This window comes from Rhizobium johnstonii 3841 (assembly GCF_000009265.1).
In the GTDB taxonomy this organism is placed as follows: Bacteria; Pseudomonadota; Alphaproteobacteria; order Rhizobiales; family Rhizobiaceae; genus Rhizobium; species Rhizobium acaciae.
In genome coordinates, this window is sequence record NC_008380.1 from 2437537 (window position 1) to 2455600 (window position 18064).

Consider the following 18064-nt stretch of genomic DNA (forward strand, 5'->3'; position numbering starts at 1 on the left):
GGGTTTTAATTGGCGGGCTTGGGATGAGAAGCCCGATATTTACCATAATCAGTTGCTTAATGACTGATCGTGGGGCTGTCGGGGTCGCTCAGGAAGCTTCAAGCGTCCCATGTTCTCAAACGCGTCGCCTGCAGGGACCCGGAGGGAGGGGAGAAATACCTCTGTCGCGGCATCATTGGCCAGGATCAAAGGCCGCGCTTCTGCCGTTGACGCGGCAGACCAACGGCACGCAAATTGCATCGTACCCATAAGCTCCACCGAAATTGGGAAAAGCTGTAGCAAAGTGAGACAGACGGCACATTTTCGACCGGTCGGCTTGGCCTCAATGGGGCTCGGCCATTACGCCGTTATTAACTCTGTGTGGGACGCCGCACGCACGCTCCTGCGTGACTGGCCGGTAGACGACGGCGAGGAATACTTCGAGGCAGTCAAGTCATGCCTGGATGCGATTATCGGCGATCTCCCGCCGGAACACGTGCGGGCGGCCTTCATCAGGGCTGCGCAGGAGGCCGGCATTGCCGTCATAGAAGCGGCGGACTGAATACTCTCCGCGCTTCGACGCCTATCCTCAAAGCCATATCGTTCCGACGCTTGACTTTTCCTGCCGAAGTTCTAACTTAGAACAAAACAGGAACATTGGAGATGATCATGACGCATACGGAACAGGTGATCGCCAACGCCCTCGCGCTGGTCGAAGCGTCCCGCGCAGCCCGTGAGCGCGATCAACAGCGGCGTGCCGCCTGGCAGAGAAAGGTCGAACTCAGCCGGCCGCTGCCGCCCTTGCCGCGCCCGGTTCAATTGCCGTTGGCGCTGAACTGATGCAGCCGGCAAAAGCCTTGGAACCCCATCGGGCACGCCCCGAACAAACTGGACCTGGTCAAGCCTGGCCGGATCAAACCTGGCCCGATCAAGCCTGGGAAGTCGAAGCCGTGCTTGCCTGGCATGACGACAATGCCAAGGCGGCGATACGCTCGCTGCTCGATGACTGCAAACATCTCCGCCAGCAACTGGCGCTGGCGGAAAGCGTGATGAGCCGCGGGATGGCCCGCGGATGGGCGCCGCGATACGAGCGGGATGCTCTCTGAAAGATTCGATGCCGCTTGGTCTATGGTGCGGCATCCTCCAACGCTCCTCAGGATGAGGCTCTCTTGGGCCTTGTGCGGCGGCTAGCAAACGAAAGCGCGCTACTCGGCGCGGCGATTGGCTACGGCACACCTGTCTTCAGACGCGCCGAGGCCGTGACGCTTTGAGTTGCCGCTTATGCAGCAAGGCCGACATTTGCGAGATAGGCTTCCAGCGCCCAGGCGTGAGCAGACGCAATGATAGCGCCGACATAGCCGTCCGGACGTACGAGCACCCAGTCGCCCGGTGTCAGACCGTAGGCATCATGGAAATGCCCGCCTTCGTCGATGACATCTCCGCGCTCGCCGATCCTGTGGATATGCAGGCCCGGGCGCGGCGGTACGGCGGGTTGCTCGGCCTCGTAGCCGAGCAGCGTCCAGTGCGGCCCCCTGAACAGTTCGAACAGGCGCGTCGGCTGACCGGCGACACCTTTGAGCGGCGCATCGGGCGCACGATCGCCCGCAAGCAGACCGGCGTTCCGCTCCGGCTTTTCCAGCGCGAAGGAGGAGGAGGGATAGCCGATATCGAGTTGATGCACATCGCGGCCGCGCCGCATATCGCCTCGCTTCATGGCGTCGAGAAGATTGGTCGCCAGACCGAGCACCGCGGCGGCGACCGGGCGGCGTTCTTCCTCATAGCTGTCGAGCAGCGCGTCGGGAGCGCCGGCAGTGACCGCAGCCAGTTTCCATCCGAGATTATAGGCGTCCTGAACGCTGGTATTCAGACCCTGTCCACCGGTCGGCGGATGCGTATGGGCGGCATCGCCGACCAGGAACACGCGGCCGAGCCGGTAGCGATCGGCAAGCCGGGCGTTCATATGGAAGGCTGACGCCCAGGAGACCGATTGGACCTCGATGTCGTCGCGGCCGGTGCGCTCCTCCACCAGTGCGGTCAAGCCTGCCGCGGAGAGGTCGACCTCGCCTTCGATTGGGATGGGTCCCTGGATCTGGAACAGATCCGTCCCCGCGAGCGGGCAAATGGCGATCTGCCGCTGCATGTCGCCATCGCCGAAGCGATGCCATACGCCTCGGTCCAACCCTGTCAGAATGACATCGGCGACCATGGCGCGCACGCCGAGCGTCTTGCCGGGAAAGCCGATATCCAGCGCATGGCGGACGAAGCTGCGGCCGCCATCGGCGCCGACGAGCCAGCGCACGCGGATGGTCTCTTCACCGGATGTGCCCTTAAGCCGAGCAGTCACGCCCACCCCATCCTGTTCGAAGCCGATGAGTTCGCATCCGAATTCGGGGCGATGCCCAAGTTCGAGCAGGCGCTCGCGCATCACGCCTTCGCTCAGGAACTGCGGCACCATCAGCGGAAGATGATAGGGCTCGGCCGGCGTCGGCTCGCCACCCACCACAGCGTCGGATTCGCTGACGCTGCCGTCATCACGATATTCCCGCTGCCTGGGATAGGCGCCGCCGAGCGCGACGATCCGGTCGAGAATGCCGAGATCCTCGAACACTTCCTGGCTCCGCGGCTGAATGCCCTTGCCGCGGGAACCGCGGAACGGGTCGTTCAATTTTTCGATCAGGCGGAAGGATACACCCCGCCGCGCCAGCTCGATTGCCAGCGTCAGGCCGGCAGCCCCGGCGCCTGATATCAGTACGTCGACTGCGGAATTCTCTGTCATTGACTTCTCCATATGTGTATTATGCACATAATAGGAGAATCGACATGGCGTCAACAAAGAATGTGCAAAATACACATATAAGCGGAAAGCTGCGCGAGCTGCATGGGGCTTTGATCGAGATCGTCAGCGTCATGAACCGCCCTCAGCGTGACGAGCAGGTGGTCCGCGAGGCGGGCATTTCGCTTGATCGAGCCCTGTTTCCACTGCTGGTCACGATCGAACGGCTCGGTCCCATCGGGGTGGTCGAACTCGCCGACCGCGCCGGGCGCGACTACACCACCGTCAGCCGTCAGGTCGCCAAGCTCGAAAGTCTCGATCTGGTGGAGCGCCGCGGCAATGCTACTGACCGCCGCGTGCGCGAGGCGGTCATCAGCCCGAAGGGCAAGGCAATGACCGATCGCATCGACGTCGCCCGCGAGCGGATGGGCCGCGCCATTTTCGAGAGCTGGGACGAACATGACTTCAATGAACTCGTGCGCCTCATGCGGAAGTTTGCCGAGGATATCAGCGGCGATATCGGCAATGGCGCCGAAGAAACTGAGGGCGAGGGCGGACCGCAAGCAGATTAGCCCCTGAATCACTCCGGAATGTGGCAGGTGAATTCACCGCAGCCATTGCGCCGGCGCGTCTGCAATGGTTTTGTAGCGTCCTGCAATCGCAACGTTTTCCGGTGATTCCCAATGTTCGATATTCTGTGGCGCGGCCTGGTGATAGGCGCCGGCGCAACCATCCTCATGGACCTCTGGGCGATCCTGCTCACCCAGTTCGGCCAGTCTGCCCCCAACTGGGCACCTGTGGGACGCTGGTTCTGGCACCTTCGCCGCGGCAAGGTCTTTCACGAGAGCATTGCCGACGCCGAGCCCTACGCCCATGAACTGGCGCTCGGCTGGATCAGCCACTACGCCGTCGGCATCCTCTATGGGGTGATCTTCGCCATCATCATGGGCTCGGCCTGGCTGGCGGCACCGACATTTCTTCCCGCCTGGATCTTCGGCATCGTCACCGTCGGGGCAGGGTGGTTCCTGCTGCAGCCGGGTCTCGGCATCGGCTGGGCCGCCTCCAAACACCCGACCCCGAACAAGGTCCGGTGCTTCAACCTTCTCGCCCACACGGTTTTCGCGCTGGGGCTTTATGGGACGGCGTTGATCATTGGGTGAGATCTGCGGGCTGCCCCTCATCCGCCTGCCGGCACCTTCTCCCCGCAGGCGGGGCGAAGGGGATATGCAGCGACCTATTCGTTCCCCACGAACCCCTTGCGGGGCACGTCCCCTCTCCCCGTTTTTACGGGGAGAGGGTTAGGGTGAGGGGCAGCATCCGTACGACCAGACAGCCTAGCCTTACCGCGCCGCCCAGTTGGCGCCGCGGCGGAAGATGGTTTTCATCTGGGGAACGTCGAATTCCTTGGCCTGATGGCCGAGCGAGGAATAGAAGACCCGGCCCTTGCCGTATTTCCGCTTCCAGACGACGGGCATGACGACGCCGTCGATCCAGTAGGCATGTTCGCCGGTGAACTTGGTCGTCGCCAGAACCTCGTTCGAGGGGTCGACATGCATGTAATATTGCTCTGAGGTATAGGGGAAATCGGCGATCCCTTCCATGAGCGGATCGTCAGGCCGGGTGATGTTGACGGTATAGTCGATAATGTTGCCGGGGTGAGCCACCCACTGGCCGCCGATGATGAACTGGTAATCGACGGAGTCGCGGAAGGCATCGCCCGCGCCGCCATGATAGCCGGCGATACCGACGCCGCTCTCGATCGCCGTGGCGAGGTTCTTGACCTCTTCCTTCTCGATCTTCGACATCGTCATGATCGGCACGACGAGGCTGAGATCATGGACGGAAGGGTCGGCAAGCGCCTCGGTGCCGTGTTCGAGATAGACCTTGAAGCCGTCTTCCTCGAGCATGGTCTTGATGATTTCGGCGCACTCCTGCGGCTCATGCCCGCTCCAGCCGCCCCAGACGATCAGTGCTTCACGCATAGTCTTTCCTCCTGAAACTTATTTCGCCAACCGTCCGTCGACGATGGAATCGGACAGCGGGGCAGGACGCTCCGTTGCCGTGGTGATCGCGACCGTCCGGCCGGTCGCAGCAGCAGTGTGGAATGCCTCCATGACTTCGAGCACATGCAGTGCCAGATCGCCGTTGGCGCGGTGCGGCCGGTTGGAGCGGATCGCATGCGCCATGTCGGCAACGCCGAGCGAGCGATAATTGCCGTCGGCATAAGGCGCGGTGACCGGCTGGTCCTCGAACGGACCGCCCTTCTTCAGATATTCCACCGGGCCGCCGAACTTGTTCGGATCCGGAACGATCAGCGTGCCCTCGGTCCCGTAGACTTCGAGCGGCACATGTTTGTGGCCGGCAACGTCGAAGCTCATGGCGATCTGGACGACGGCGCCGTTGGCAAAGGCCATCACGCCGGTGACATGGGTCGGTACATGCACGGGAATGCGTTCGCCGTTTCGCGGTTCGCTGGTGATCAGCCGTTCCGCGCGCGGCGTCGTTGCAAAACCCGCAACTTGAGAAACCGGCCCGAGAAGATTGACGAGATCGGTGATGTAGTAAGGACCCATATCGAGCATCGGCCCGCCGCCGACTTCGTAATAGAAGGCCGGGTTCGGATGCCAGCGCTCATGGCCCGGGCACATGAAGGTTGCCGTGCCGCCGACCGGCTGACCGATGACGCCCTGGTCGATCAAGGCACGCGCCGTCTGGTGGCCGCCGCCGAGGAAGGTGTCGGGGGCAGCGCCGATGCGAAGATTCCTCGCCTTGGCGGCTTCCGCCAATTTTTTCCCTTCCGCGAAATTAATCCCGAGCGGCTTTTCCGAATAGGTATGCTTGCCGGCATCGAGGGCCTGCAGCGCCACGGCAACATGGGCCTTCGGGATCGTGAGATTGACGATGATTTCAACCTTGGGGTCGGCAAAAAGCTCCTCGACCGTCTTGGCCGGAATGTTGAATTCAGCAGCCTTTGCTTCCGCCAGCTCCCGGTTGAGATCGGCGACGCCGCGGATATCGAGGATGGGAAAGGATGCCATCGCCGTGAGATAGGCGCCCGAAATATTGCCGCATCCGATGATGCCGATACCGACCTTGTCCATGAATTCCTCCATTGATCGTGCCATTGATTTTGATTGTGCCGCCCGTCAGAGCGCCGGCCCTGTCGTGCTCCAGGGCGATTCGTAAAGCTCGTAGAGCGCGACGGCAGCGGCACCCTGCGCCCAGAAATCGTCGGTCGAATCGTCGAAGACGAGTTCGCTCACGCCGCGCAGTGACGGCGGAATGGCGAGCGCATAAGCATCGCGCAGGCTGTTGAGAAAGGGTTCGCCGAGCGCCAGGCTCGACCCCACAAGAATGACCCGCGGCGGCGCAAATAGCGTGACGATGTTGGCAATGGTCAAACCCACCGCTTCGCCGGCGCGGATGGCGGCACTGATCAGCCGGTCGTCATCGGCCTTGATCAGCGCCTGGGCATGGTTCATGCCGCGCCCGAGACGGATCGCTTCGGCAAAACGCCCGTCGGCCTGCTGTTCGCCGAGGATCGCGCTTTCGCCGGCCTGGCTGAAAAGCCGGACGACGCCGTTCGGTCCCATGCCGAGCACGAGATCGCCGAGATTGTGGCTGAGGCCGCCGGCGCCGCGAAACAGGCTGTTGCCGTGCAGGACGCCGAGCCCCAGCGTCTGCTCCAGCGAAATCAGCACCATATCCTCGAGATCGCGCGCCTTTCCGAACCAGTGATGGCCAAGCGTAATGGCGTGGGCGTCGCTTTCGACAATGGTCGGTGTTGCCAGCCGCGTCGACATCTCGGCGGCGAAATCGACATTGGTGTCGCGAAAGATCGGGCTGCTTCTGATGTAGCCGGTGCGGTGCTCGATGACGCCGGGAAAGCCGAGGCAGACGCTGTCGACATCCTCCAGCGAAAGCCCGGCATCGACGACGCAGCGCCGGACCCCATCCTCGACCAGATCGGCGATGACGCCGATCGGCTGCCGGTCGATGCGGATCGGCAAGGCGAGCTTCGACAGCACGTCGCCGCGGAAATTGGTGACGACGAAGACCATCCTGTTGGCGGCGATCTTGGCGCCGACCACGCGGGCCGCATCCGGATTGAGCTCCAGCATCACCCGTGGCCGTCCGCGCACCGCCTCGTTGCGGATATCGCCTTCGTGACGCGGCAGGATCAGCCCGTCGTCGAGCAATGAGGCGGTGATGGCCGAAACGGTCGTGGTCGAGAGTTCGGTACGCTCGCTGATCTCTATCCGCGAGATGGGGCCATGGCGCCTGACGGTATCGAGCACGTTCAAGCGATTGATCGCGCGCATTAATTCGGGATCTGCAGTCTTCATGGGAGCTAGCCAGGCGAGCGTTTCGTTGGGGCGGAACCCAAATATTTTTAACGGGTTACGAAATAAATAGCAGGGAATTCAGTGGTCCTGTCAAGCGCATTTGATAAAAATAGAGGCATTGGGTTGACAATATGCCAAAGCTCCGTTGAATTAATCCGCATAGGGGAAAAATTGTGAGGACAGGACCCCTGGGAGGAAAAATCATGACTTTTAGGTTCAAGAGCGCCGCTTTTGGCGGCAGGCGTATCGCATCCATGGCCGCAGCTGCCGGCATGTTGCTGGCTGGAGCAGGTGCTGCCTCGGCGGCGACGGTGGTCAAGTGGCTGCATCTCGAGCTCGACCCGAAATATGTCGCGGCCTGGGAAGACATCGTCAAGAAATACGAAGCCCAGCATCCCGACGTCGATATCCAGATGCAGTTCCTCGAAAACGAGGCCTTCAAGGCCAAGCTTCCGACATTGCTGCAATCCGACGACGTGCCGGATTTCTTTTTCAGCTGGGGCGGCGGCGTCTTGAAGCAGCAGTCCGAAACCGGCGCGCTCCAGGATGTGACGCCGGCGCTGGATGCCGATGGCGGCAAATTGCGCGGCGCCTATAGCCCGGCTTCGGTCAGCGGCCTGACATTCGAGGGCAAGACCTGGGCTATTCCCTATAAGGTCGGCCTGGTCAGCTTTTTCTACAACAAGGAGCTGTTTGCCAAGGCCGGCGTGAAGGCCGAAGACATCAAGAACTGGGCTGATTTTCTCGGCACCGTGAAGAAGATCAAGGCGGCCGGCATCGTGCCGATCGCTGGCGGCGGCGGTGAGAAATGGCCGATCCATTTCTACTGGAGCTATCTCGTCATGCGCGAAGGCGGACAGAAGGTCTTCGAAGCGGCAAAGACCGGCCAGGGCGAAGGTTTCCTCGATCCCGCAATCATCAAGGCCGGCGACGATCTTGCCGAACTCGGAAAGCTCGAACCGTTCCAGCCCGGCTATCTCGGCTCGACCTGGCCGCAGGCGCTCGGCGTTTTCGGCGACGGCAAGGCCGCGATCATCCTCGGCTTTGAAAATACCGAGGCCAACCAGCGCAAGAACGCCGGCGACGGCAAGGGGCTCGCACCCGAAAATATCGGCCGTTTCGCCTTCCCGGCGGTCGATGGCGGCGCCGGCAAGCCGACCGATACGCTTGGCGGTCTGAACGGCTGGGCCGTTACCAAGAAGGCATCGAAGGAAGCGCTCGATTTCCTCGCCTTCCTGACGAATGCGGACAATGAGCGGGCGATGGCCAAATCAGGCATGCTTCTGCCCGTTGCCGTCGGCGCCGGTGACGGCGTCACCAACCCGCTGCTTGCCGAGTCGGCAAAACAGCTGGCCGGTTCGACCTGGCATCAGAACTATTTCGACCAGGATCTCGGTGCGGCCGTCGGCCGTGTCGTCAACGACGTGTCGGTGGAAATCGTCTCCGGTCAGATGAATTCCAAGGACGGCGCCCAGATGATCCAGGACGCTTTCGAACTGGAACAATAACCAGCGCCTGCAGACACTCCTGGCGCTCCAGAGCGGAGCGCCAGCATTGCTGCCGACGAGATGCGAAAGCAGGACCCATGGCCAATATTTCAGTCCCATCGATAACCACGGCCGCGAGGCCGGCAAAAAGAGCCGCAAACAGCAAGAGCTCGGTCGCCCATGACCGGCTGGCGGTGCTGTTGATCTTCCTGCCGCCGGCGCTGCTGCTTTTCACGCTCTTCGTCATCATGCCGATGGGCGAGGCGGCCTGGTACAGCCTCTACAAATGGAACGGCTACGGCACGCCGACCGAGTTCATCGCGCTGCGCAATTTCCAGGTTCTGTTCCGCAACGCGGCTTTCACCCAGGCGCTGGTCAATAACGGCCTGATCATCGTCATCTCGATCTGCATACAGGTGCCGCTCGCCATCTGGCTGGCGACCATGCTGGCGCACCGCATTCCGGGTGTCGTCGGCTACCGCCTGATCTTCTTCCTGCCCTATGTGTTGGCGGACGTTGCCGCAGGCCTTATCTGGCGCTTCGTCTATGATGGCGACTATGGCCTGTTTGCCGCCGTTTCCAACTTCTTCGGCTTTGCCAATCCTTACGTGCTTGCCGACAAGGATGTGGCGATCTATGCCGTGCTTGGCGTCATCGTCTGGAAATATTTCGGCTTCCACATGATGCTGTTCATCGCCGGCCTGCAATCCGTCGACAAGAGCGTGCTGGAGGCAGCCGAAATCGACGGCGCCACCGGCTGGCAGAAGTTCCGTTACGTCACGCTGCCGCTGCTCGGCTCGACCTTGCGTCTTTCCATCTTCTTTGCCGTCGTCGGCTCACTGCAGCTCTTCGACATGATCATGCCGCTGACCGGCGGCGGGCCGTCCAACTCCACCCAGACGATGGTCACCTTCCTCTACACCTACGGCGTCATGCGCATGCAGGTCGGCCTCGGCAGCGCCGTCGGCGTCGTGCTCTTCATCATCTGCGTGACGCTCGCCTTCGGTTACAAAAGGATATTCATGCGCCATGACTGATATGAGCTCTTCCATCCGCATGAGCACGTCCACACGCGTCTATCTCTACGTGTCGCTGAGCCTGATTGCCGCGATCGTGCTCGTGCCGCTGCTGACGACGGCGCTCGGCGGCTTCAAGACGCTGGGTGACCTGCGCACCAATCCCTTCGGCCTGCCGACGGAGTGGCAATGGGCGAACTATACCGATATTCTCTTCGGTGAACGCTACTGGTTGCAGATCGGCAATTCGCTGGTGATCGCCTCGCTCACCGTCCTCCTGACGCTGATCGTCTCGTCGATGGCGGCTTTCGCCTTTGCCCATGTCCGGTTTTTCGGATCGTCGTTCCTGCTCAATTATTTCCTGCTCGGCCTGATGTTTCCGGCGGCGACCGCGATCCTGCCGCTCTTCATCCGCATCCGCGATCTCGGCCTGCTCGATACCTATTGGGGTGTGGTGCTGCCCCAGGTGGCTTTCGGCCTTGGCATGAGCATCCTGCTGTTTCGAAACTATTTCCGCAACCTTCCGGAAGAATTGTTTCAGGCGGCCTTCGTCGACGGCTGCGGTTATCTCCGCTTCTTCTGGCATATCTCGTTGCCGCTTTCCCGCCCGATCGTCGCCACTGTCAGCATCATTTCCTTCGTCGGCAGCTGGAACAGCTACATCCTGCCGCTGATCATGTTGAACTCGGAATCGAAATATCCCTGGCCGCTCGGCATCATGGTCTATCGCGGTGAGTACGGCACGGAGTGGCAGCTGGTGCTGGCCTTCATCACGCTGACCATCCTTCCCACCATCATCGTCTTTTTCGTCGCCCAGAGACACATCATCGCCGGTCTGACCGCCGGCGCCGTGAAGTCCTGAGCCCGAACCGTTGGAGTGCAATCATGGCATCCGTTGAACTCACCGATATCAGCAAGACCTATGGCGCCGTCGACGTCATCCACGGCATTTCGCTTCATATTGAGGATGGGGAATTTGTCGCGCTCGTCGGCCCGTCCGGTTGCGGAAAATCAACGCTGCTGCGGATGATCGCCGGCCTCGAAGAGATTACCGATGGCGAGATCGCCATCGGCGGCAAGGTCGTCAACGCCATGACGCCGCGCGAACGCAACATCGCCATGGTCTTCCAATCCTACGCGCTCTATCCGCACATGACTGTCGCTGAAAACATGGGCTTCAATCTGAAGCTCGCCGGCGTTGCCAAACCCCAGATCGAGGCCCGGGTGGCCGAGGCCGCCCGCATGCTGGATCTCGCCGAGCTCCTCGACCGTAAGCCGGCCCAGCTTTCCGGCGGCCAGCGCCAGCGCGTCGCCATGGGCCGCGCCGTCGTGCGCAATCCCGCCGTCTTCCTGTTCGACGAGCCGCTCTCCAACCTCGATGCCAAGCTGCGCGTGCAGATGCGCTCGGAAATCAAGACGCTGCACCAGAAGGTCAGGACGACCTCGATCTATGTCACCCACGACCAGATCGAAGCGATGACGCTTGCCGATCGTATCGTCGTGCTCAATCAGGGCAGGGTGGAGCAAGAGGGCACGCCGCTCGAACTCTACAGGAAGCCCGCCAATCTCTTCGTCGCCGCCTTCATCGGATCGCCGGCGATGAACATGCTCGAAGGCACGGTCGACGGCGAAAACGGTGAGCCCGCCGCTCGCCTCGGCGACGGCACGGCGATCCGCATCGCTCCCGACCGCAAGGTCAAGGCCGGCCAGGCCGTCACCATCGGCCTGCGCCCCGAACATCTCATTCCAGGCGTCGCCGCCGGCACGCCGCTTGCCGGCCGGACGATGCTGGTGGAACCGACAGGCGCCCAGACCCATGTCGTCTTCGACCTTGCCGGACAGCAGGTGACCGCCATCGTCGATGGCGAATACCCCGCCCGCTACGGCGCCGTCTTCGAGGCAAGTATTACGAGTGATCAGGTGCACGTCTTCGACCGCGGTACTGGTGTGGCGCTGTAGACGGGGCGGTTTGTCCCACGGCTGTCCGATTCGCGGCGACGAGCGGGAACCGGGGAGGGTGCGGCATATCCTCTTCTCCCTGAGGAGAGAAGAGGGAGTCGAGAGATCGCGCGATGCCCGTTTGCGCGCAAGCCGAGTTAGAAGGACGGGCGAGACACATGGCTCCAGCTAATCAATGCTGTGATTTGTCTTGCCATTTCGCGAGCCGTTCTCGGCGCGTTTTCGAAAATTGAACAATATCGAATATAAAACTGTCTTCTTCCGGAAAGTCTTTCTTGATCTGCTCGATTTCCTTGCCGTCGCGGATGCGCCCGGATCGCCGCTGTCGCCCGTGCCTGTGCGGTTCCGGCATGATCTTTCCATCGAACCGTGTGCTGGTGTCCAAATACGCCGATCATCTGCCGCTTTACCGGCAGGCCCAAATCATGAGCCGCCAAGGTATCGATCTCGACCGCTCAACACTCGCCGACTGGGTCGGTGGTGCAGCATTCGAACTGCGCCCCGTCTTCGATGCGCTGATTGCCGACCTGAAGCGCTCGACCAAGCTCTTCATGGACGAGACCCGTGCGCCAGTTCTTGATCCCGGCTCCCGCAAAACCAAAACAGGATACTTCTGGGCGCTGGCTCGTGATGACCGACCGTGGGGCGGTGGTGTTCCACCTGGCGTCGCCAGACAGAGACCCATTGGATGAAGGCGGAACTCATCCCAAACCGCTTGGCTGAAATCTAACGACGGCTTCTGGCGCAGAGTTGCCTGCCATCAAATCGAAAGTCTACCCGACAACGTGCGAGTGGCACACCGCTTCGTTGCACTTCCTTCTAGCTTTGCATCAGAGCCATCTGAGTACATGATGAGGCCGTCAAGATAGGGGCGATTCATGAAGTGCATCTCTGAACTTTTGATGGGATTGGCGGGAGCGACGTTGGTCGTTATTAGCGCAGTTCACCCGGCGGAAGCTAACAGTGACAATGGCGAAGACCCATCTTGTGAAATCGTCAACTTTGCATACGCGGCAACCATGAACGCTACCCGGTCGAGCGTGACGGCTTATGCCGAGCAGGACGATGGATCTTTAGTGTTTATTGCCGATTTGCGAACCCAGTTAGGTACTAATTATCTGAAAGATTCAACGCGAAAGCAATGGATCCGTTACCCACAGACAAAGTGGGTTCCAGCGGACCGATTTGGTCCAAAAATAACTGACTGTGTATTTAAGGGTGATGAAAGTCACCCGGATCTCGCAGCAAAGCACTATTCAGCTATCCGTCATGAGGCACCGCATGTCTCTAAAGTGGATTTTTGGATTACGCATGACGATGGACGAATTGTAAAAATGCGAATTGGGCCGTGGGGGGTCAAGCTTAAGTCCGGACTAGGAGTAATTGAAATCCGGAAGTTCGATGATGAGGCATTGACCCCTCCGCTTTGATCCGCAGCCGCAACAGAGTTGCGCTTCCATTCGAACGGTATGTCCGATGCTTTTGTCGAAATCCTGAAGCGGAATTACACGCGAATATCAGTTCCACAGGACGCTGAAACAGCGCTCCAATCGCGCCGACGTCCAGTTTCCGTGAAAACCTTAAACCGCTGCGCCGGCACGTCTGAACTGGTGCTATGTGTAAATCATGTAATCGTCATATGTCGAAGCCCCGTTCGGCAACAACATCAACAATCACACGCTGATCCGGAAGGTGGGGCCATAACACCGCTTACAGTGCGGAAGTTGATCGTTCATCAAAATGATCACTATTCATCTGCGGCCTTTATTGTGCTGTCGCTTCCGGAATTTCGATCAAAAGACCGAAACGGACGGATGAGCGGCTAAGCCATTTGGTTTCTCAACGATATCCGCCGCCACCGGACGTTGCCAATGCCACAAGTTGCACTATTGTCTGTCCGGCACGCAAAAACCTGATGGTGATTATGCCGGTAGTAACTCGACATCTCATTGACCGGGGTGACGGAGCCACGGTCGAGCTTTTTCAAGCTCAAGCCGCAAGCGAAACGCCCGCAGGAGCAATCCTATTTGTCCACGGCAATCAGGGCGGCCGTCTGCTTGGAGGGATAGAGGCGGTCGACAGCGGCGCGTTGCTTCGCTTTTGTTCTGGTCTGAATATCACTGCTGCGGCAGTCTCGCAGCCCGGTTTTGGGGCGTCAGATGGCCCTCCGGATTTCTGCGGTCCCAAAACCCAGCAAGCGATCATAGCTGCTCTCGCTTTCTTGCGGGGCCAGCCTTCCGTCGATCCTGACCGAATTGTTCTTTATGGAAACAGTCGTGGTGCCGTTGCATCGGCCATGGTCGCCACCCAGGTTTCTGATCTGCGAGCAGTCATTCTATCCAGCGGCGTCTACGATCTTGAAGTTGCTTATCACGAGAGTTCAGACGGTTTGCGCTGGGCTATCGAGAAAGAGGCGGGCCTGTCGCGAGAGGCCTTTCTGGCTCGCTCTGCATTGCATTATGCGCCCGAAGTTCGGTCTGAGACGCTGTTGCTGCATGGAAAGCATGACGACCGTGCTCCGGTTGCCCAAGCCGAACGCTTCTCAAAAGCTCTGTCCAATGCCGGAGTCCTGGCGACGCTTCACCTCTTTGAGTGTGGACATCAAATTCCAAGGAACCACATGCAGGGAGCTCTCAGGCCCTTCCTGCAAAGGGTGTTCAATCCCGTCGTGACGTACCACTAAGGCAGCACGACAGCTTCGGGGCAGCGGGAAAGTGACGAAAACCTAAAAGAGATTAAGCCCAAACCCGCCTCTTGAAGGAGGAGAAAAAATGAAACGCATCGAGATGGAGGTGAGCGGCGGCTGCCAGTGCGGTGCCGTGCGCTACCACGCAACCGCTATGCTTGACAATTCGCATCTCTGCCATTGTCGCATGTGCCAGAAAGCCTCGGGCAACATCTTCGCGGCGCTCGTCGCCGCGCCCGATGATGCGCTCAGCTGGACACGCGGCAAGCCGAGCGTCTGGAAGAGCTCGGAGCTTGTCGAGCGCGGCTTCTGCGCCAATTGCGGCACGCCATTGTTCTTCCACCACCTCGAAAACGGTCGCACCAACCTGATGATCGGTTCGCTTGACGATCCGCACGCCTTCTCGCCGCTTGCCAATACCTGCACCGAGAACATGGTGGCATGGTTCGATACGATCACGGGCATAGAAAATACCGGTGCGACCGAAGACAACGGCGCCGACTGGGCGGCGGCGATCAAGGAGAGCAACAACCAGCACCCCGATCACGATACCGCCTCATGGGCGGTGAGGGGGCGTGATGGCTGAGTCCTATCCGGTGCTGCGCTGTCCGAGGCCATGGCGTGTGGGCAGTGGCGAGGGCTTTGCTCTGCGACCGGGATCGTTGCACATCGATGCTACCGACCACCGCTAGGCGGGCGATAGCATCGGTTGACGAGGGCTACTTTGCTCCTGCGGCCGCTTCTATGACCGCAGCCACTTCCTTGGCGTGCGAGGCCAGCGAGGCGTGGCTACCCTCGACCGTCGTCACCTTGGCCTTCATCCGTTCGGCTAAGAAAGCCTGGGCGTGGGGATCAAGGACGAGGTCCTTGGAGCTCAGGACGTACCAGCTTGGCTTGTCGTGCCATGCCGCGACCTCAGCAGGCGCATCGAAGGCGGTGTGGTTGATCGGCATCTGGTGCGCCGCCAGATGTTCACCGATCTTCTTGGGCAGGTCGCCCGCCACTGCACTGGGGAATACTGCAGGATCGATGGTCAAGTAACCCTTTGCGTCGGGCCGAATGGCCGCCGCTCCGGGGGTTGCCGGACCGCTGGCTGCCAATGCTGTGATGGTTTCACCTTTCTCGGGCGCAAAGGCCGAGACATAGACGAGTGATGCCACCTTGGCGTTGTCACCCGCCTCGCCGATCACCACGCCACCCCAGGAATGGCCCACCAGGACAACCGGGCCATTTTGCGCATCCAGCACCGCATTGGTGGCAGCGACGTCGTCAGCAAGCGAGGTCAATGGGTTCTTTACCGCAGTCACCTTGTAGCCCTTGGCGGTCAGGATTGCAGCGACGCCGTCCCAACTGGTTTCGTCGACGAAGGCGCCGTGAACAAGAACGATATTCTTGATTGTTTGATCCGGGAGAGCCGGCTGGGCCCCTGCGGGTGCAGCACCAAGCATGGCGGTCGTTAACATTAGGGCGGACATAAGAAGAGATTTCATTTGGAGCTCCTACAGGGCACATCAGCGCGATTGCTTAATTCGGATAATCTGCAATGCTCTCGTCTACACGACGACAGGAGGACCATGATGGCCCTGCCTTCGCGGAAACACTTGAACTGCCAGATAATTCCTCTTTGAAGACAAAACCAAACTAGGGCTTACCGAGATGGATCACCATGACCCGAGCCCCGCAATGCATGCTCCGTCGTCCAAAAATGCGATGATGCTCGCCTCTCGGGTGGATCTGCTCTCCCAGATTTTGGCCATGGTCAGCCTGCATGGCGAAATCGTTTTTACAGTCGAGCTCAGCCAACCATGGGCGCTGCGCTTTCATCCAGGAGCGGCTTATTTCTTCATCGTGCTCGAAGGGGGCCTGACGGTTGTGAACGATCAGGGCCATGCCTTGCAGGTGGCAACTGGCGATCTGATCATGCTGCCGCGAGGCCTTGGGCACGGCTTGAGCGATGGCGAGTGTGCAACTGAGGCTGACTTGGCAGCCCTGATGGCGGCGCAGGTTACCGCCGAAAAACTCAATGTCTCCCACGGCGGAGGCGGCCAACAGACCAAGCTTATCGCCGGAGCCTTTCGGTTCGAAAGCGCTTCCGTGCCCTGGCTCGTATCGGCACTGCCGTCGGTCATTCACATTCCAAAAGCCAGCGGCGAGACCGCCGGATGGGCCGAGGGCCTTGGCTACTTCATGATGAAGGAAGCCCAGGAGGTGTATCCCGGCGCGTCCATCATGATTTCACGGCTGATCGACGTGCTGGTGATCAGTATCCTGCGTAGCTGGGTGCGGATCGAGCGGGGCGGCAATGTCGGCTGGCTTGGAGCGCTCGGGGATGCGCGCATCAGCCGCGCGCTCAAGGCCATCCACGACGAACCTTATCGGCGCTGGACCGTGCTCGATCTGGCTCGGGTGGCGGGCCTGTCCCGGTCCGGCTTCGCGGCGCGATTTACAGCATTGGTGAAAGAAGCGCCACTTTCCTACCACAGCCGCTGGCGGCTGACGCTCGCCTTGGGCTTGATGCGCCAGCCTGATGCCAAGGTTGGGTCGGTCGCCAGGCAAGTGGGCTATGATTCCGAAGCAGCCTTCAGCCGAGCCTTCAAGGCACAGTTTGGTTTTGCGCCCATGAATGCCAAATCGACAACTATTCAGGATCGATGATGGTGTAGATCCGGCGCAATGCATACCAGATTATAGCGCGCGAATGTCCGACGTGGGGTCGAATGCCGAATGCCGAATGGCAGCTTCTGCTGAATTCGCCCCGCTAACAGACGCGCCGCTTCCGGCCCGTAGCAGTCATCTATCCAAGCCGAGCCGATGTCCGTTGCTGGTGCGAACCGGACAGCCGCCGGGCCAACCCGGCGGCCTACTGCCGCGATATATTATTCCGCCGCGATCCGTGTGACGCCGTTGGCCTGGATGATCTTTTCCAGCAGCGCGAGCTCTTCCTGGGAAAGATCCGTCAGAGGTGGGCGCACGGGGCCGGGATTCTGCCCGAGGACGCGAAGGCCGGCCTTGATGATCGAGACGGCATATCCCTTCTTGCGGTTGCGCAAGGCGACGAAGGGGAAGAAGAAGCCTTTGAGGATCTCGTCGACCGTTGCCTGATCGCCGGTACGCAAGGCGCCGTAAAAGCGCTGGGCAAGCGCTGGTACGAAGTTGAAAACAGCCGATGAATAGGTCGTCACGCCTGCGGCGAAATAGGCCTGGGCATAAACCTCATGGGTCGGCATGCCGCCGACATAGACGAGGCGGTCGCCAAGCAGGGTGGTAATCTCGATCACCTTGTCGACATCGCCGACGCCGTCCTTGAAGCCGATCAGGTTCGGGCATTCCTCCGCCAGGCGCGCGATGCTGTCGGCGGTCAGGACGGCGTTGTCGCGATTATAGACGATGACGCCGATGCCGACCGATTGGCAGACCGCCTTGACGTGGGCGATGAGGCCCGCCTGTTCGGCAAACATCAGATAGGGCGGCAGCAGCAGCAGCCCGTCCGCGCCGGCCTTCTCGGCCGCGACTGCGATCTCGATGGCGAGCGATGTACCGTAGCCGGTTCCCGAAATGATCGGCGTCTTGCCGGCCGACGCCTTGGCGGCCCGGACTACCTGCGGAATCTCCGCCGGATTGAGGGAGAAAAATTCACCGGTGCCGCCGGCGGCAAACAGTGCAGCAGCGTCATAACCTGCAAGCCACTCGACATGACGGCGATACTTGGCTTCGTCGAATTTGAGTTGATCGTCGAAATGGGTCACCGGAAACGACAGGAGGCCACTACCGACGGCCTTCTTCAATTCAATCGGGTTCATCATGAAGTCCTATTCTTG

20 protein-coding genes and 1 pseudogene are annotated in these 18064 nt (G+C 60.4%); 14 read left to right on the forward strand and 7 right to left on the reverse strand.

The window, feature by feature from the left end; translation table 11 throughout:
- Positions 1 to 283 precede the first annotated feature (283 nt).
- The 3 genes from RL_RS11965 (at position 284) to RL_RS11970 (ending at position 1085) form a co-directional block, all read left to right on the forward strand.
- Complete coding sequence (locus RL_RS11965; RefSeq protein WP_011651896.1) at positions 284 to 541, forward strand: DUF982 domain-containing protein; 258 nt, start codon at positions 284 to 286, stop codon at positions 539 to 541.
- A 107-nt stretch (positions 542 to 648) separates the two neighbouring features.
- Positions 649 to 819: a hypothetical protein gene (locus tag RL_RS37500; protein ID WP_162039352.1), complete on the forward strand. Its 171-nt coding sequence runs from the start codon at positions 649 to 651 to the stop codon at positions 817 to 819.
- The gene (locus RL_RS11970; protein ID WP_011651897.1) at positions 819 to 1085 is read left to right on the forward strand and encodes a hypothetical protein; all 267 of its coding nucleotides are present in this window, start codon (positions 819 to 821) and stop codon (positions 1083 to 1085) included. The genes RL_RS37500 and RL_RS11970 overlap by 1 nt, the downstream gene beginning before the upstream one ends.
- A 173-nt stretch (positions 1086 to 1258) precedes the next feature.
- Here the strand turns inward: RL_RS11970 and RL_RS11975 are convergent, their stop codons facing one another.
- Positions 1259 to 2755 carry an FAD-dependent oxidoreductase gene (locus tag RL_RS11975; protein WP_011651898.1) on the reverse strand — a complete coding sequence of 499 codons (1497 nt, stop codon included), beginning with the start codon at positions 2753 to 2755 and terminating at the stop codon, positions 1259 to 1261.
- Positions 2756 to 2799: 44 nt separating this feature from the next.
- Between RL_RS11975 and RL_RS11980 the strand changes: the two genes are divergently transcribed.
- Both RL_RS11980 and RL_RS11985 read left to right on the forward strand, forming a co-directional pair.
- Positions 2800 to 3324: a MarR family winged helix-turn-helix transcriptional regulator gene (locus tag RL_RS11980; protein WP_011651899.1), complete on the forward strand. Its 525-nt coding sequence runs from the start codon at positions 2800 to 2802 to the stop codon at positions 3322 to 3324.
- 111 nt (positions 3325 to 3435) lie between these two features.
- The gene (locus RL_RS11985; RefSeq protein WP_011651900.1) at positions 3436 to 3912 is read left to right on the forward strand and encodes a DUF2938 domain-containing protein; all 477 of its coding nucleotides are present in this window, start codon (positions 3436 to 3438) and stop codon (positions 3910 to 3912) included.
- Positions 3913 to 4092: 180 nt separating this feature from the next.
- Here the strand turns inward: RL_RS11985 and RL_RS11990 are convergent, their stop codons facing one another.
- The 3 genes from RL_RS11990 to RL_RS12000 are packed head-to-tail and all read right to left on the reverse strand — an operon-like array spanning position 4093 to position 7098.
- Entirely contained in the window at positions 4093 to 4734 is a 642-nt protein-coding gene (locus tag RL_RS11990; protein WP_003539493.1) for a ThuA domain-containing protein, read from the reverse strand.
- Between the two features lie 18 nt (positions 4735 to 4752).
- Positions 4753 to 5853 (reverse strand): Gfo/Idh/MocA family protein, encoded by a 1101-nt coding sequence (locus tag RL_RS11995; RefSeq protein WP_011651901.1) that lies wholly within the window; start codon positions 5851 to 5853, stop codon positions 4753 to 4755.
- Positions 5854 to 5898: 45 nt separating this feature from the next.
- Positions 5899 to 7098, reverse strand: coding sequence for an ROK family transcriptional regulator (locus RL_RS12000; protein WP_003559245.1), 1200 nt, complete (start codon positions 7096 to 7098; stop codon positions 5899 to 5901).
- Between the two features lie 203 nt (positions 7099 to 7301).
- On the opposite strand from RL_RS12000, the gene RL_RS12005 reads away from it, so the two are divergent.
- The 4 genes from RL_RS12005 (at position 7302) to RL_RS12020 (ending at position 11560) form a co-directional block, all read left to right on the forward strand.
- Positions 7302 to 8606, forward strand: a complete 1305-nt coding sequence (locus RL_RS12005) for an ABC transporter substrate-binding protein (RefSeq protein WP_011651902.1) — start codon at positions 7302 to 7304, stop codon at positions 8604 to 8606.
- A gap of 77 nt (positions 8607 to 8683) precedes the next feature.
- Positions 8684 to 9622, forward strand: a complete 939-nt coding sequence (locus RL_RS12010) for a carbohydrate ABC transporter permease (RefSeq protein WP_003559249.1) — start codon at positions 8684 to 8686, stop codon at positions 9620 to 9622.
- Entirely contained in the window at positions 9615 to 10463 is an 849-nt protein-coding gene (locus tag RL_RS12015; RefSeq protein WP_003539503.1) for a carbohydrate ABC transporter permease, read from the forward strand. Before RL_RS12010 ends, RL_RS12015 begins: the two co-directional genes overlap by 8 nt.
- A gap of 23 nt (positions 10464 to 10486) precedes the next feature.
- Positions 10487 to 11560 carry an ABC transporter ATP-binding protein gene (locus RL_RS12020; protein ID WP_011651904.1) on the forward strand — a complete coding sequence of 358 codons (1074 nt, stop codon included), beginning with the start codon at positions 10487 to 10489 and terminating at the stop codon, positions 11558 to 11560.
- A gap of 172 nt (positions 11561 to 11732) precedes the next feature.
- On the opposite strand, the gene RL_RS12025 is transcribed toward RL_RS12020, so the two are convergent.
- Positions 11733 to 11912, reverse strand: a complete 180-nt coding sequence (locus tag RL_RS12025) for a hypothetical protein (protein WP_041936321.1) — start codon at positions 11910 to 11912, stop codon at positions 11733 to 11735.
- Between the two features lie 19 nt (positions 11913 to 11931).
- Here RL_RS12025 and RL_RS12030 point away from each other — a divergent pair.
- The 4 genes and pseudogenes from RL_RS12030 to RL_RS12040 all read left to right on the forward strand — a co-directional run.
- Positions 11932 to 12231: pseudogene (locus RL_RS12030) on the forward strand (transposase); the annotation flags it as partial.
- Between the two features lie 207 nt (positions 12232 to 12438).
- Positions 12439 to 12990, forward strand: a complete 552-nt coding sequence (locus tag RL_RS37505) for a hypothetical protein (protein ID WP_082229815.1) — start codon at positions 12439 to 12441, stop codon at positions 12988 to 12990.
- A gap of 485 nt (positions 12991 to 13475) precedes the next feature.
- Complete coding sequence (locus RL_RS12035) at positions 13476 to 14243, forward strand: alpha/beta hydrolase family protein (RefSeq protein WP_011651907.1); 768 nt, start codon at positions 13476 to 13478, stop codon at positions 14241 to 14243.
- 88 nt (positions 14244 to 14331) lie between these two features.
- Complete coding sequence (locus tag RL_RS12040; protein WP_011651908.1) at positions 14332 to 14832, forward strand: GFA family protein; 501 nt, start codon at positions 14332 to 14334, stop codon at positions 14830 to 14832.
- Positions 14833 to 14965: 133 nt separating this feature from the next.
- Here RL_RS12040 and RL_RS12045 read toward each other — a convergent pair whose 3' ends face one another.
- The gene (locus RL_RS12045) at positions 14966 to 15736 is read right to left on the reverse strand and encodes an alpha/beta hydrolase (protein ID WP_011651909.1); all 771 of its coding nucleotides are present in this window, start codon (positions 15734 to 15736) and stop codon (positions 14966 to 14968) included.
- 166 nt (positions 15737 to 15902) lie between these two features.
- Here RL_RS12045 and RL_RS12050 point away from each other — a divergent pair, with 166 nt between their 5' ends.
- Positions 15903 to 16901 (forward strand): AraC family transcriptional regulator, encoded by a 999-nt coding sequence (locus RL_RS12050; protein WP_244432374.1) that lies wholly within the window; start codon positions 15903 to 15905, stop codon positions 16899 to 16901.
- A 221-nt stretch (positions 16902 to 17122) separates the two neighbouring features.
- Here the strand turns inward: RL_RS12050 and kdgD are convergent, their stop codons facing one another.
- On the reverse strand, positions 17123 to 18049 hold the full coding sequence (kdgD, locus tag RL_RS12055; RefSeq protein ID WP_011651911.1) for a 5-dehydro-4-deoxyglucarate dehydratase: 927 nt from the start codon (positions 18047 to 18049) through the stop codon (positions 17123 to 17125).
- Positions 18050 to 18064: the final 15 nt, after the last annotated feature.

Bases quoted from the DNA above. Each gene is read 5' to 3' on its own strand.
- RL_RS11975 (WP_011651898.1), bottom strand. From the start codon at position 2,755: ATGACAGAGAATTCCGCAGTCGACGTACTGATATCAGGCGCCGGGGCT.
- RL_RS12045 (WP_011651909.1), bottom strand. From the start codon at position 15,736: ATGAAATCTCTTCTTATGTCCGCCCTAATGTTAACGACCGCCATGCTT.
- RL_RS12025 (WP_041936321.1), bottom strand. From the start codon at position 11,912: ATGCCGGAACCGCACAGGCACGGGCGACAGCGGCGATCCGGGCGCATC.
- RL_RS12015 (WP_003539503.1), top strand. From the start codon at position 9,615: ATGACTGATATGAGCTCTTCCATCCGCATGAGCACGTCCACACGCGTC.
- RL_RS12020 (WP_011651904.1), top strand. From the start codon at position 10,487: ATGGCATCCGTTGAACTCACCGATATCAGCAAGACCTATGGCGCCGTC.
- RL_RS37505 (WP_082229815.1), top strand. From the start codon at position 12,439: ATGAAGTGCATCTCTGAACTTTTGATGGGATTGGCGGGAGCGACGTTG.
- RL_RS12000 (WP_003559245.1), bottom strand. From the start codon at position 7,098: ATGAAGACTGCAGATCCCGAATTAATGCGCGCGATCAATCGCTTGAAC.
- RL_RS11990 (WP_003539493.1), bottom strand. From the start codon at position 4,734: ATGCGTGAAGCACTGATCGTCTGGGGCGGCTGGAGCGGGCATGAGCCG.
- RL_RS12050 (WP_244432374.1), top strand. From the start codon at position 15,903: ATGGATCACCATGACCCGAGCCCCGCAATGCATGCTCCGTCGTCCAAA.
- RL_RS12040 (WP_011651908.1), top strand. From the start codon at position 14,332: ATGAAACGCATCGAGATGGAGGTGAGCGGCGGCTGCCAGTGCGGTGCC.
- RL_RS11970 (WP_011651897.1), top strand. From the start codon at position 819: ATGCAGCCGGCAAAAGCCTTGGAACCCCATCGGGCACGCCCCGAACAA.
- RL_RS11985 (WP_011651900.1), top strand. From the start codon at position 3,436: ATGTTCGATATTCTGTGGCGCGGCCTGGTGATAGGCGCCGGCGCAACC.
- RL_RS11995 (WP_011651901.1), bottom strand. From the start codon at position 5,853: ATGGACAAGGTCGGTATCGGCATCATCGGATGCGGCAATATTTCGGGC.
- RL_RS12005 (WP_011651902.1), top strand. From the start codon at position 7,302: ATGACTTTTAGGTTCAAGAGCGCCGCTTTTGGCGGCAGGCGTATCGCA.
- RL_RS12035 (WP_011651907.1), top strand. From the start codon at position 13,476: ATGGTGATTATGCCGGTAGTAACTCGACATCTCATTGACCGGGGTGAC.
- kdgD (WP_011651911.1), bottom strand. From the start codon at position 18,049: ATGATGAACCCGATTGAATTGAAGAAGGCCGTCGGTAGTGGCCTCCTG.
- RL_RS11980 (WP_011651899.1), top strand. From the start codon at position 2,800: ATGGCGTCAACAAAGAATGTGCAAAATACACATATAAGCGGAAAGCTG.
- RL_RS12010 (WP_003559249.1), top strand. From the start codon at position 8,684: ATGGCCAATATTTCAGTCCCATCGATAACCACGGCCGCGAGGCCGGCA.
- RL_RS37500 (WP_162039352.1), top strand. From the start codon at position 649: ATGACGCATACGGAACAGGTGATCGCCAACGCCCTCGCGCTGGTCGAA.